Annotated in this window: 13 protein-coding genes; 6 read left to right on the forward strand and 7 right to left on the reverse strand. The window is 60.3% G+C overall.

The features are described 5' to 3' along the window. Nucleotides 1-83: 83 nt before the first annotated feature. Nucleotides 84-1,376, reverse strand: a complete 1,293-nt coding sequence (locus tag GGR28_RS06615; protein ID WP_183494952.1) for an ATP-dependent DNA helicase — start codon at nucleotides 1,374-1,376, stop codon at nucleotides 84-86. A 35-nt stretch (nucleotides 1,377-1,411) separates the two neighbouring features. On the opposite strand from GGR28_RS06615, the gene GGR28_RS06620 reads away from it, so the two are divergent. The 5 genes from GGR28_RS06620 (at nucleotide 1,412) to GGR28_RS06640 (ending at nucleotide 7,545) form a co-directional block, all read left to right on the forward strand. After that, nucleotides 1,412-1,798 (forward strand): hypothetical protein, encoded by a 387-nt coding sequence (locus tag GGR28_RS06620; RefSeq protein WP_183494953.1) that lies wholly within the window; start codon nucleotides 1,412-1,414, stop codon nucleotides 1,796-1,798. A gap of 257 nt (nucleotides 1,799-2,055) precedes the next feature. Further along, complete coding sequence (locus tag GGR28_RS06625; protein WP_183494954.1) at nucleotides 2,056-2,871, forward strand: M15 family metallopeptidase; 816 nt, start codon at nucleotides 2,056-2,058, stop codon at nucleotides 2,869-2,871. 108 nt (nucleotides 2,872-2,979) lie between these two features. Further along, on the forward strand, nucleotides 2,980-3,333 hold the full coding sequence (locus GGR28_RS06630; protein ID WP_183494955.1) for a hypothetical protein: 354 nt from the start codon (nucleotides 2,980-2,982) through the stop codon (nucleotides 3,331-3,333). Next, nucleotides 3,333-5,735 (forward strand): alpha/beta hydrolase family protein, encoded by a 2,403-nt coding sequence (locus GGR28_RS06635; RefSeq protein WP_183494956.1) that lies wholly within the window; start codon nucleotides 3,333-3,335, stop codon nucleotides 5,733-5,735. The genes GGR28_RS06630 and GGR28_RS06635 overlap by 1 nt, the downstream gene beginning before the upstream one ends. A gap of 10 nt (nucleotides 5,736-5,745) precedes the next feature. Then, the gene (locus tag GGR28_RS06640; RefSeq protein ID WP_183494957.1) at nucleotides 5,746-7,545 is read left to right on the forward strand and encodes a DUF5060 domain-containing protein; all 1,800 of its coding nucleotides are present in this window, start codon (nucleotides 5,746-5,748) and stop codon (nucleotides 7,543-7,545) included. Nucleotide 7,546: 1 nt separating this feature from the next. Here the strand turns inward: GGR28_RS06640 and GGR28_RS06645 are convergent, their stop codons facing one another. Further along, nucleotides 7,547-8,260 carry a polyprenol monophosphomannose synthase gene (locus tag GGR28_RS06645; RefSeq protein ID WP_183494958.1) on the reverse strand — a complete coding sequence of 238 codons (714 nt, stop codon included), beginning with the start codon at nucleotides 8,258-8,260 and terminating at the stop codon, nucleotides 7,547-7,549. Nucleotides 8,261-8,299: 39 nt separating this feature from the next. On the opposite strand from GGR28_RS06645, the gene GGR28_RS06650 reads away from it, so the two are divergent. Beyond that, complete coding sequence (locus GGR28_RS06650) at nucleotides 8,300-9,112, forward strand: transporter (RefSeq protein ID WP_183494959.1); 813 nt, start codon at nucleotides 8,300-8,302, stop codon at nucleotides 9,110-9,112. A 497-nt stretch (nucleotides 9,113-9,609) separates the two neighbouring features. Here the strand turns inward: GGR28_RS06650 and GGR28_RS06655 are convergent, their stop codons facing one another. The 5 genes from GGR28_RS06655 to GGR28_RS06675 all read right to left on the reverse strand — a co-directional run bounded on the left by GGR28_RS06655 (nucleotide 9,610) and on the right by GGR28_RS06675 (nucleotide 13,283). Beyond that, nucleotides 9,610-10,365 (reverse strand): (Fe-S)-binding protein, encoded by a 756-nt coding sequence (locus tag GGR28_RS06655; protein ID WP_183494960.1) that lies wholly within the window; start codon nucleotides 10,363-10,365, stop codon nucleotides 9,610-9,612. Between the two features lie 127 nt (nucleotides 10,366-10,492). Further along, nucleotides 10,493-12,061, reverse strand: a complete 1,569-nt coding sequence (locus GGR28_RS06660; RefSeq protein ID WP_183494961.1) for an AAA family ATPase — start codon at nucleotides 12,059-12,061, stop codon at nucleotides 10,493-10,495. A gap of 124 nt (nucleotides 12,062-12,185) precedes the next feature. Beyond that, on the reverse strand, nucleotides 12,186-12,374 hold the full coding sequence (gene rpsU, locus GGR28_RS06665; RefSeq protein ID WP_099105555.1) for a 30S ribosomal protein S21: 189 nt from the start codon (nucleotides 12,372-12,374) through the stop codon (nucleotides 12,186-12,188). Nucleotides 12,375-12,453: 79 nt separating this feature from the next. Further along, nucleotides 12,454-12,750 carry a hypothetical protein gene (locus GGR28_RS06670; RefSeq protein WP_183494962.1) on the reverse strand — a complete coding sequence of 99 codons (297 nt, stop codon included), beginning with the start codon at nucleotides 12,748-12,750 and terminating at the stop codon, nucleotides 12,454-12,456. Between the two features lie 11 nt (nucleotides 12,751-12,761). Then, the gene (locus GGR28_RS06675; protein WP_183494963.1) at nucleotides 12,762-13,283 is read right to left on the reverse strand and encodes a hypothetical protein; all 522 of its coding nucleotides are present in this window, start codon (nucleotides 13,281-13,283) and stop codon (nucleotides 12,762-12,764) included. Nucleotides 13,284-13,331: the final 48 nt, after the last annotated feature.

A 13,331-nucleotide genomic window follows, 5' to 3' on the forward strand; every position in this document is an offset into this window, starting at 1 on the left:
TCGCCCGACCTTATGCTCCACCAAAATCTGCGAAAAAATCTGCGCCCTCTGCGTAATCCGCGGTGAAAAAACCCACCCCCCCCTCACCGACTAGCCTCATAAAACTGCACCACCTCCGGATCCACCATCACATCCCTTAACCCCAGCGGATGACGGAGCACGATGCCCTCAAGGGTGCGGCACCTACTGAGCGCCACGTACGTCTGCCCGTGCTCGAAGGCCCCCGAACGCCCCAGGTCGACAATGATCTTATCGAAGGTCTTCCCCTGCGATTTGTGGATGGTCACGGCCCAGGCCAGGCGCACCGGAAGCTGGCGGTAGGTACCCAGGGTTTCGGTCCCGATCTTGCGCACGTCGGTGGCGTCGGCGGTGTAGCGGATGATATCCCACTCGTCGTACTCCACTTCCACCTCGCTCGGCTTGCCGTTCTCGACAATTTCGATCTTGACGGATTTGGCCTTGCACTCCAGTACCGTACCGATGCTGCCGTTGACGAAGCGGCGGTCGGGGTCGTTGCGCAAGGTCATCACTTGAGCACCGGCTTTGAGGCGCAGCAACTGGGGGACAGGAAACAGCTTTTCCGGGAAATTTCCCTTCACTTCGGCCGTATACAGGTGCTCCGGACTATTCAATTCCGCGAGGGCGTTGGCGTTGATTTTCGTGACCGTAGCGTTGCGGGCGGCCAGGGTGAGGTAATTGTCGCCCGGCTCCGGCTGAAAATCGGGGAGGTAGCGCCCGTTCAGGTCTTCCAGTTCATCGCGATCTACGGTGGCGTTGCGAATGCTTTCGAGCAGGCGGAGGAAGTGGCGGCTGTCCTGACGGTATACCTTGTTGAGCTCGATCGTCTCCAGGTCGATGTGGTCCATCGCGTCGGCACTGAAGAAGTACGGACTGGCGTAGCGCAAACTAAAGAACTCCCGCTCGGCCTCGCTGCTTACCACCGGCGGCAGCTGGAATAGGTCGCCAAACAGGATCAGCTGCACCCCACCGAAGGGTTCTCCGTTTTCGCGGTTTAGCTTTAGTCCGTAGTCGATGGCTTCCATTACGTCGGCCCGCACCATACTGACCTCGTCGATCACCAGCGTCTCCAGGTTCATGAAGAGGCGCCGGTTGCGGCGGTTCGGGCGGATGTCGCGGGACTGCAGCAGCCGCGGCGGAAAATTGAAGAAGGAGTGGATGGTTTGTCCGCCCACGTTCAGCGCGGCTACCCCGGTCGGTGCCAGCACCACCACATTTTTGCGCGTGCTGCGCTTGAAGATCTGCAGCAACGTCGATTTGCCCGTTCCGGCCCGGCCGGTGACGAACAGATTGGCACCCGCTTCCATTCGCTCCAGGGCGTAGTTGAATTCGTTACTCAGTTGCAGGGGCTCGGGCATGGCGCGAAGGTAGGAAGATACCGTACTTTCGCCCCATGCAAACCTCCCGCTTCCTGGTTCTGCTGGCCGCCGTTTCCGGATTGGCCGCACTCGGACTGGCCACCGCCCATCTCCTGTTGTCGATCGACTACGCCCTCCCCTTTTCGGTCGGTACCATGTTGCTGTTCGTCCTCATTTGCGTCGGCCTTTTTTTCCTGGGGCGGCGGAGCGCAGGAGCGGAGAATAAACACCTGTTCAGCAATGTTTTTATGGGAGCCACCATGGTGAAGATGCTGCTCTGCGGCATGCTCGTGGTTACCTACGTGCTGCTGGGTGCTCCCCCGAATAAGCTCTTCATCGTGCCGTTCTTCTGGCTGTACATCGTGTATACGGGCTTCGAGGTGTATTTTTTGATGAAGCTGTCGGCCATTGTGGCAAAGTAAGGTCGAGCGGCTTTTGGTTCAAGACGTTTCACCACGGATGGCCACTGATTCTCACGGATTTACGCACGGATGGGGATAGGCCAGGTCGGGCAGCCTCTGGTCCGAGACGGTAAAGGTTGCTGTGCAACGGGGGAGGCTAACCGCAGATTACGCGCAGATGTAAGGTTGAGGTATTGTGATCGCGACCGCGGCAGGATGCCACGAACCGGGGTGGCCACTTGACCTGGCAGACCTTGCACTGTCTTACCTTTGCTCCAATGAGATTTACCCTTTTCTTACTTACCTCCTTGCTACTGAGTTGCACGAGTCCGGCGGAAGGCCCCGTCGAAGCCACCGCTGCTCCTGCGCCCCCGCCCACCCCTGTTTCCGCTGCCGCGGCTGAAAACGACAGCATTCCCGCTATACCCAGCTATACCTACCTGACGGGTAAATTCGACCCGACCGAGCACCCCGATTTTGTGAAGGTCGCGGGGAAGTACACCGACGGCGATCCGTACGTGCTGCAGAAGGATACTTACGCCGCCTTCGAAAAAATGCACGCTGCGGCACTCAATGATGGCGTCAAGCTGATCATCGTATCGGCTACGCGAAACTTCGCCCGCCAGAAGCAGATTTGGGAGGCAAAATGGAACGGCCAGCGCCTGCTGGAGGGAAAAGAACGCGCCGACGAAGCTTATCCCGACCCCGCCGACCGCGCACGCGCCATCCTGCGCTACTCCAGCATGCCCGGCACCAGTCGGCACCACTGGGGGACGGACATGGACCTTAACGCCCTCAACAACGGGTATTTCGACGACGGGGAGGGACAGCGGATCTACGCCTGGCTCACCGCACACGGCGCGGACTACGGATTTTGCCAGCCCTACACCGTGAAGGGTACCGACCGGCCCAGTGGCTACGAGGAGGAACGCTGGCACTGGAGCTACCTGCCCCTGGCCACCCAGCTGACCGATTATGCCGCTACCGAGCTGAGGGACGAAGACATCAGCGGGTTTGCGGGCGCGGAATCGGCCCCCCGGATCGAGGTCGTACGCAATTACGTCCTTGGCGTCAACCCTGCCTGCAAGAAATAAATACGGGCACCGGGACAAAGAATCCGGCCGACCACCCCATGCCGGGGGGGATCGGACTAAACTTATGCCAGGGTACCTTACGTTTACCTCACACATTAAGACTCGCCCATGGAACTATACGACATCAACCGCTACGCCCTCATTGTTACCCCTAGCGAAGCCCTGTTGCGCTGGGCCATCCGGGAGGACGCCACCATCGAGGAGGACATCGATTTCGATGACACTTCCGACCTCACCACGGTCTACCTGATGCCCGACTTCGACGAAATGGAGGAGGCCGAAGACTGGCTGGAGAAAAACTTTATGCCCATCCTCGAAAATTTGCTCAGCGAGTGGGTCGAGGACGACAGCAACTGGCCCGACAACCTGGCCTTCAACCACTTCGAAAAATTCAGTGATTACACCATCACCAATATGGTGATCGATACCCAGGACGCCAGCTACGACCAGGAGGAAGATTAATGCAGTATCAACGCCCCCCAGAAGCCATTGCCGATCTGGTCAACCTGAAGCCCGATCCCCTCATGCTGTTCGGGCCGAACCCCGACTACATCATCATTGCCGACCGGCCGATGTACCCCAGCATCGAGGAGCTAAGAGAGCCGAAGGTAAAACTGGCCGGACGGCAGATCAATCCCGATTCCTTCACGCCCTACGGAACGCGCGGCTTCCATAATCCGCGGCTGCACCAGTTCTCAACCGGCAAGGACCATTACTTCAACGGCCTGCCCGAAAACGGAAGCTTCCGCTACTTCACCTGGTCGCCCGACGGCAACCGCATCGCCTTCTGCCTGGTCACCGACCACGGACTCCAACTCTGGACGGCCGACCGGGAATCCCTCGAATGCTACGCGGTAGGCGGCAACGACATCAACAACAGCCTCGGCGGAGCGCCCTACGATTTCATCGGCAACGACCGCTTCCTCATCAAACGGCGGATCGCGGGAGCCAGGAAACCGGAAATGAGTGAGTCGGCCACCGGCCCGAACGTACAGGACTCATCCGGCAAGGAAGGAGCGAACCGCACCTACACCAACCTGCTGGAGAACGACTACGACGTCGCCCTGTTCCGCTACTACGCCACCGGTCAGCTCTACCTCCACCGGCTCGATACCGGAGAGGAGCGGGAGTGGGCGGAACCCGGCATCATCGCCGGGCTGGGAGATTCGCCGAACGGGAAGTACTTCGTGATCACCTACGTGGTCGAGCCCTTTAGTTTCAACGTTCCCTACGACAAATTTGCCGACCGGGTACTGCTGCTCGATCAGGCTGGCTTTCCGATCCGTGAATTGGCGTCCCGACCCACGGTCGAGCACCTGCCACCGGCATTCGGTGCCGTTATCACCGAGCCGCGGCGCTTTAACTGGCGCAGCGATCACCCCGCACAGCTGTACTGGACGGAGGCCATCGATGGTGGCGACCCCCGTATGGACGTCGAGTACCGCGAGCAACTGTACTACCTGGAAGCACCCTTCACCGGCGAGCCCCAGAAGAGCATCCGCCTACCCATGCGTTTTGGTGCCCTGCGGTGGGGCCGCAGCGATCTGGCCATCGTGGTCGACTGGGAGTGGGCCACCCGCCGCCAGGTGACGCGCCGTTGGTATCCCGACGATCCCTCCCGTGAGCCGGAAATTCTGTTCGACCACAACTGGGAGGACAACTACAACGACCCCGGCGGCGTCGTGACCGTCTCCTCTCCGAGCGACCACAGCCTGCTGTTGACCCGCGACGACGGACAGACCCTGGTGATGGTCGGCAACGGCCACAGCCCCGACGGCCCCCAGCCCTTCGTTGATGGCTTCAACCTGATCACCCACGAAAAAACGCGGCTCTGGGAGTCTACCCCGCCCTACTTCGAGCGCCCCCTTTTCTTTCTCGATCAGGATCCGGAATACTTCCTGCTGGCCCGCGAACAGTCGGACGAGCGGCCCAACTTCTTCCTCCACCACCTCGTCACGGGAGAAGAGATGCGGGTGACCAGCTTTCCCCACCCCTACCCCCAGCTTCAGCACACCAACTTCGAACTGGTCACTTACGAGCGGGCCGACGGGGTGCAACTGAGCGGCGAGCTGCATACCCCGGAAGGTTTTCAAGCGGGCACCGATGCCCCGCTACCCATTTTGATGTGGGCCTACCCCCAGGAGTACAAAGATGCCGACAAGGCCGGTCAGGTGACCACCAGCAAGCACCAGTTTCGGCGCATCAGTCCGCTTTCCCCCTTGCCATTCCTGGCCGTGGGCTACGCGGTTTTTGACGACTTTGCCATGCCGATCGTCGGCGAGGGCGACGAGGAACCCAACGAAACCTTCATCGAGCAGGTCAGGATGAACGCCGAAGCCGCCGTACAAAAGCTTGTGGATATGGGCATAGCCGATCCCGACCGCATTTTCGTGGGCGGACACAGCTACGGCGCCTTCATGACCGCCCACCTACTGGCCCACACCGACCTCTTCGCCGGAGGCATCGCGCGCAGCGGGGCCTTCAACCGTACCCTGACGCCCTTCGGCTTTCAGGCGGAGGAACGGACCTTCTGGCAGGTTCCCGATACCTACGTGCGTTTGTCGCCCTTCGTGCATGCGGACAAGATTGACAGCCCGTTGCTCCTGATTCACGGAGAAGACGACAGCAACAGCGGCACCTATCCCGTGCAGTCGAAACGTATGTTTACGGCACTCGATAACCTCGGGAAGACGGCGCGCCTCTGTCTGCTTCCCTACGAAGATCACGGCTACGCAGCCGAGGAGAGCATTCTTCACATGCTCTGGGAAATGCACCGGTGGATGGAGCGGTACGGCCGGCCCGATTCGGAAAGGCGGGGACACGGCCGCCAGGGTGAGCGGCAAACCGTAAGTTTGTCGGAATAAACCCATTCCCGTGCGCCTAACTTGTTTTCTACTTCTGTTGGCCCTACTCAGCGGTTGCCGTACCACCTTTACCTCTACCCTTCCGGATACGGCGAAGTGGGAAAAGATTACCCTCACCTTCCCCGGTCCGGAAACCAGCGAGGCGGCGGCCGATAACCCCTTCACGCATTACCGACTCGACGTCACCTTCACCAACGGGGAGCACCGCATTACCGTACCGGGATTTTACGCTGGCGACGGCCGGGCAGCCCATACGGGTGCGGAAAATGGCAACATATGGCAGGTACGTTTCCGTCCCGACCTCGAGGGGGAATGGACCTACGCCGGAAAATTGATCAGGGGAACGGACGCGTACTTGGGCGGGGACGCAGGAGCTACGAAAACCGTAAAGAGCTACGAGGGGGCATTCTTCGTCGGTAACGCCGAACCGGGTGAGAACGGCCGGCTTATCCGCGATCATCCCCGCTACCTGCGGTGGGCCGAATCCGGCGACTACTTCCTTAAAACCGGGGTGGACAGTCCGGAAAACCTGCTCGGCTACGCCGATTTTGACGGAACCTACCGGTACAGCGACGACTTCCGCGAGGGGGAAAGCACCGCCGAGGGCCTCCATACCTACGCCGCTCATTTGGACGACTACGGCACCCGCGACCCCGCCTGGAAAGACGGAAAGGGGAAAGCCCTGATCGGCGGGCTCAACTACCTCGCGTCGGTGGGCGTCAACAGCATCTACTTCCTCACGCTTAATATCGGCGGCGACGGCAGGGACGTTTGGCCATACACGAGTCATGAAGTCTTCGATCGCTTCGACGTCAGCAAGCTCGACCAATGGGAGATCGTCTTCGACCACGCCGACAGCCTGGGGATGATGCTGCACTTCGTTCTGAACGAAACCGAGAACGAGACTTTACTCGATAATGGCGATACCGGTCCGCTGCGGCGCCTCTACTTCCGGGAAATGGTCGCCCGCTTCGGTCACCACCGCGCCGTCACCTGGAACCTCGGGGAGGAAAACGGGCCGAACGAGTGGTCGGAAACTTACCAGGACAACCGGCAGCAGAGCGACGTGATCGCCTGGTTTGCCGAGCACGATCCGTACCGCAACTACGTCGTACTGCACACCCATCCGGGGGAGGCCGCCTTTGCCGAGATATACGAGCCCCTGTTGGGGAACGAACAGTTGGGTGGACTGGCCCTCCAGCTCGGCAACCCGTACTCCGCCAACGAAGTAACGCGCAAGTGGCTCGACCTATCCGCCGCCGCGGGAGCCCCCTGGATCATGACCGTCGACGAGGTAGGTCCCTGGTGGCGCGGCCTCGACCCCGATAATGCCACACCGAACAACCAGGACAGCCTGCGCGCCCTTACCCTCTGGGGCAACCTCATGGCCGGCGGCGCGGGAGTAGAGTGGTACTACGGCGCCCGCAGCCCCCACAACGACCTGAACCTCGAAGACTGGCGCAGCCGGGACCGTGCCTACCGTTGGACGACCCACGCCCGCAAGTTTTTCGAGCGGCACCTGCCCTTCGGGGAGATGGAGGGACGGAATGAGCTGTTGGCTTCCGAAGCTCAGTTCTGCTTCGCACGGGAGGGGGAGGTGTACGTCGTATTCCTGCCCTTCGGCCGACCGGCGACCCTGGACCTGAGTGGTACCGAGGGAGAATTTACCGTGCAGTGGTATGATCCCCGCAAGGGAGGTGAGCTGATCGACCACGGCGAGCTGGTGAGCGCGAGTGACGGTCAGGTGGGACTGGTGCCGCCCGGCGAAGGAGACTGGGCGTGCTTACTGAAAAAGCGTCCGAAAGAATAAGTCAGCGGAACCTCAGGCTCAGTACCCCCAGTACCGCCTCCCGGATAATGGACTTGTGCATCTTGCTCTTCCCGGCGATGCGATCGGTGAAGATGATGGGTACCTCCACGATGCGGTAACCGAGCTTGCGGGCCGTGTACTTCATCTCGATCTGGAAGGCGTAGCCGATGAAGCGGATCTTATCGAGATCCATTGCCTCCAGCACCGGGCGGGAGTAGCACATGAAGCCGGCGGTGGGATCCTTGATGGGCATCCAGGTGACCATGCGCGTGTAGAGGCTGGCCCCGTAGGAGAGGATGATGCGGTCCATGGGCCAGTTCTCCACGCTTCCGCCCTTCACGTAGCGGCTGCCTACGGCCACATCACCCGGACCGTCGTGGCAGGCGTCCCGTAGGCGAATAAGGTCGGCCGGCGTGTGGCTGAAGTCGGCGTCCATCTCGAAGAAGTACTGGTAGTTGTCGGCCTGTTTCAGTCCCCACCGGAAGCCGTCGAGGTATGCCGTGCCGAGGCCTAATTTTCCGCTTCGCTCGAGCAGATGCAATTTGCCGGGGTACCTTGGCTGCAGCTCCCGGATGATGTCGGCGGTGCCGTCGGGCGATCCGTCGTCAACGATGAGTAGGTGGAAGGGCTGAGACAACCCGAAAACGGTTTCCACCATACGTCCGATGTTCTCGCGTTCGTTGTAGGTGGGAATAATGACCAGGCTGTCGCTCAAGGGGAGGTACGATTGAGGCGCCAAAGATAGGATAAGGGTATGAAAATAACGTTAGACCGCTGCTTCCCCATCCTTCTCGGGATATTACTCGCTTCTTCCGGGCTGGCGGCCCAGGGACCGATCAGCGGATTTCCGACGCCGAAGGGCGAAGTGGCCATTTCTCCCGGTTACAGCGTGGACAAATACAAGAAGTACTTCGGAGAAGGAGGCACAATCGAGGATCGGGAAGTGACCACTACCAGTTACAGCCTCTTCGTCGAGGCGGGCCTGAACGAACAAACCTCCCTGGTCGCTACCCTACCCTACCTACGCACCAACGACCGCCCCGGCAGCCTGCAGGACGCCTCCCTTTGGATCAAGTATATGAACCTCGATCGGCGGGAACGGGTCGGCAATCAGCGGGTCTTTACCGCTATCGGCCTTAGCTTCCCCGTCGGCAATTACGAAACCACCGGAATCGCGGCACTGGGCCAGCGGGCCACCGTATTCCAGGGCCGCCTGGTCTACCAGTACCAGTTCGACAGCGGATTTTTTCTGCACGCCCAGTCGGGAATCGACTTCCAGTTCGCTCCCGAGAGCCGCTCCAGCTGGCCCGTACTACTGCGCACCGGCTACGGCACCAAGTACGTCTACGTGGAGGGATGGGTCGAATTCATCACTGCCCTGGAAAGCGGCACGGCCGTCCAGACCGCCACGGCGGGTACCGGAAGCAGTTGGCGCAGGATCGGCGGTACGGTGTATGTTCCGGTCGTGAAGTGGGCCGGTGTCGTGTTGGGTGGTGCGTACGTCCTCGGCGGGGAGTACATCGGCAGGAGCACGCGGGTGAATACGGGGGTGGTGGTGAAGCTGTAATGTCGTCGGCCGTCGTCGGCCGACCGAGGCACGAGGCTCGTCCGACGACTTGCTTCCTGAGGTTGGTGTTCCACCCATTTCGGCATACTGGCCCTACTCGGCGGATGAGCTTAGGCTCGGCCGACGAGGGGCAACGAGGCGTCGTCGGCCGACCGAGGCACGAGGCTCTTCCGCCGACTTGCTTCCTGAGGTTGGTATTCCACCCATTTTGGCATACTGGCCCTACTCGGCGGACGAGCTTAGGCTCGGCCGACGAGAGGCAGCGAGGCGTCGTCGACCGACTGAGGCACGAGGCTCGTCCGCCGACTTGCTTCCTGAGATTGATATTCCACCCATTTTGGCATACTGGCCCTACTCGACGGACGAGCTTAGGCTCGGCCGACGAGGGGCAACGAGGCGTCGCCGGCCGACCGAGGCACGAGGCTCGTCCGCCGACTTGCTTCCTGAGGTTGATATTTCACCCATTTCGGCATACTCGCCCTACTCGGCGGACGAGCTTAGGCTCGGCCGACGAGGGGCGATGAGCTATTCAATATCTCCGCCACATGCATCACCCTCACCGGTAGGCCCTCCCGCCGTATAAGGCCCTCCATGTGCATCAGGCAGGACATATCCCCGCTCGTAATGACTTCAGCCTCGTGCCGTAGGTGATCGGCGAGGCGATCGCGTCCCATCTTCGTCGACAACTCAGGTTGGTTTACGCTAAAGGTGCCGCCGAAGCCGCAGCATTCGTCCACGCGGTCGAGGGGGACCAGTTCGACGCCATCGACCATTTCGAGGAGGTAGCGGTAGTAACTGAAGGCTGCCCCCACCCGCTCGGAACTCTCCCCCAACCGCAGGCCGCGTAGGCCGTGACAGCTGTTGTGAACGCCTACCCGCGCCGGAAAACGCGCATCGAGTTGTTTGACTCCCACCACGTTAACCAGGAAATCGGCTAGCTCGAAGGTGCGCTCGCGCAGTTGCCGCACCTCGTCCGTTTGCTCCAGCGTATCGTAGTGGTGCTTCACGTGGTACACGCAGCTCCCCGACGGACACACGATGTAATCATACCCGCGGAAGGTTTCCACAAAGTGCTCGTAGATCGGGCGTGCTTCCTTCTCCATCCCACTGTTGGCCAGGGGTTGGCCGCAGCAGGTTTGCTCCCGGGGATAAGCAACGGTACAGCCCACTTTTTCGAGCAGCTCCAGGGTGGCGATGCCCGCCTTGGGGTAAAATTGGTCGATGTAGCAGGGGATGAAGAGGCCGACGGTCATGAGGGAGGGAATGAAGGGAGGAGGGGGGAAGGGATTGAAGGTAGGAGGGATTGAGGGGGGGGAAGGTACCCTCCTTCCGTAGCATGACCATCCGGTGGTGTGCTGCTTTGCGTGTCCTTTCCTTGATTTATCGCTCTACGCCGCCGTATTCGAATTGGAGCTTTTCCAGTTGTAGGAGGAGTCCTGCGAGGGCCTCACGGACTTCACTTAAGTTAGCGGATACGACGGTGGCGTAGGCGGCATCGACGAAGAGGTGGTCCTGGATGCCGTCCAGCTCGTCCGGGCCCTGGGCTTCGATGGCGGTGAGTTGTTGCCGGATGTAGTTGCTGAGGCGCTCGTGGCGCTCGTCCCAGAAATCCTGGAGGATGCGGTGGGGCTTTTTGCGGATCACCTCCTGTCGCTCGACCAGATGAGTCTTTAGTCGGAAGATCGTATCCGTGCCATTGAAATTTACCTCGATGGTGTTCTCACGGGGGCCCTTGCGACCGCGGATGCGGTTGACGAGATTGCGGTCCTCGTCGTAGAAGTTGACGCTGCTGAATTCCTGGTTGCTGAGTCCGCGAAACTGCTCGATGGTGACCAGTACGCCGCGGAACTGACTCAAGTCCTTCTCCAGTTCGTAGTAGCTTTCCTGTACTGGGAGCAGTTGTTCCTCCTCCTGGACGTGCCGGATGCGTGTTTCCTCCCGGACGTCGTCTTCGAACTCCCTCACTTCTTTCTTCAGGGCCGACAGGTTCACCGCTACCGAGTAGCCGTGTTTGCGGACGGCGTCGACGATCATTTCCCGGATTACCTCCCGCTGCTCGGGGCCGTTCCAGAGGCAGTGTTCGAGGAGGAAGCAGTCCATGAGGTCCACCCGCTTGCGACCGTGGAGGTAGGCGGAGGTGCGCAGCAGGCGGACGGCTTTTTTCCAGCGCCGGTCATAGATGTTGATCTGGCTGGCGGCGTGATTGGGTCGGGCGTTGTACTGCTCGATCTTGTAGAGGAGCAGCTGCAGGGTGTTAAGCACCTCGGCGGGCACTTCCACGGCGTCGATGGCAATGGACCAGCGGTCTAGTTCCTCTTCCGAAAGCTTGGTGGCGGTGGGGATGTTGTCTTCGTAGACGTCCTGGGTATCGACCACCATCTTCACGAAATTCTGGTACTGGCTGATCTTGCTGAGTTCGAGGCGGACGAGGAAGCGGTCCCAGATCGGGGCCAGGTTTGCGCTGCGGGGCGGCAGTTCGTTGCTGGCGGTGATGATGCCGCGGATGTTGACCTTCATATCCTCCTCCCCGTTGCGGTAGATTTTCTCGTTGAGGATTGTGAGCAGGGCGTTCTGGATGGCGGGGCCGGCCTTCCAGATTTCGTCGAGGAAGACGATGTTTGCCCCCGGCAGGTAGCGGTCCGTGAGGCGCTCGTACTTGTCCTCATCACGGAGTTTCTTGATGGAGATCGGGCCGAATACCTCGTCGGGGGTCGAAAACTTCGACATGAGGTACTCAAAACTCACCCCGTCGCGGAAGGCATACTTGAGTCGACGGGCGATCAAACTCTTCCCGACACCGGGGGGGCCGAGCAGGAAGATGCTCTCTCCGGCCACCGCGGTAAGCAGGGCCAGTCCCATGGCGTGATCGCGTTCGTAGAGGCCGGCCGTGAGGGCATCGAGCAGGGATTCGGTGCGGAGGCGCAGGTCGGTATCGCGTTTAACGGTCATTGCGGGGGTAACGACGGGGACGGCGGAAGGGTTGTAGGAAAATACAGGAACGGCTGCCGGGGGAATTACCCACCGACAGCCGTTCGCTGATCAATCCCCGGGGGGGACTGCATTATGGACGTCCTTACTGGTCGCCGTACTTCTCCAGGCGGTATTCTGCCTTCAGTTTTTCCTTACGCCGCTTCACGCTGGGCTTGGTAAACTCGCGGCGATTGCGGAGTTCACGGATTACCCGGGTGTTGATTGATTTGCGCTTGTAGCGCTTGAGGGCACGGTCGATATTCTCTCCCTCGCGTACGTTAATAATTAGCATTCAGCGATCATATTTTGTAATTGGAGCGCAAAGATACGGGTTGTTTCTGGAAGGACCAAGTGGCCCCCTGTTTTTAGTCTTAGACTCCCGCTTTGATTTCCAGCACGGTTTTTCCGACTTCGGTGCGGTATTTCAGGTGCTCGACCTTCAGTTTGCTGAGCAGTACCCGTGGGTCGGGCATGCTTTCGGAAGTATTGGCTGCGGGCGGGGGCGCAGGAGCAGTGTCTTTCGGAACGGCGGGCTGGCGAAGTTGGCTCAGCACCTCGTGCAGTCCCATGTTAATGATGTCGTCGGAGAGGGCAATCTGTCCCTCTACGTGGGTGCCGTTGAGGTCGGCAAAATCGGTTTCGATCAGGTGCTTGAGTACGGGATGCATAGGATGGTAGCTTACTGGGCGTTTAGATGGAGGGATAGGATGAGGCGGTTGGCTTCGCTGGTGACCTGCAATTTATTGATCAGCGGTACGAGCTGCTGGTACCCCAGATGGGTCATCAGGGCCGGGACGTGGATGCGGACGTAGCTGCTGCTCACATCCACTCCCTTGGGCAGGCGCGACTCGATCTGGCCCTGAACCAGATTGATCAGGGGCTTATCGAGAAACTTGAGTCCGGAGACGATGTCGAAGCTTAGCCACGGCTGATCCGGAAAGGAAACGGCTGGTCCCGGGACCAGCATCAATTGCCGGCTCACCGTACCGATCACGGGGGCGTTGGCGGACAGGTGTACCCTAAATCGGTTTCCCGCTTCGGGATCGATGTATAGTTCCCGGATCGGCGTGCCGGCGGGGCGGGCGGCCAGCACCTCGTTGAGCAGGGCACGGGTGAGGGGTAGCGTGATCTTCAGATCCGTATCCGCCAGCGCGGCGGACGGATTCCGTAAAAGGGCGTTCAGGGAGGGTGAGGAAGGCATCGGCATAGTGCAATAACCGGAATGGACCGGACGGGTTCGAGCGTCCAT

Origin of the sequence: Neolewinella aquimaris, from assembly GCF_014197245.1 — a bacterium.
Taxonomy (GTDB): domain Bacteria; phylum Bacteroidota; class Bacteroidia; order Chitinophagales; family Saprospiraceae; genus Neolewinella; species Neolewinella aquimaris.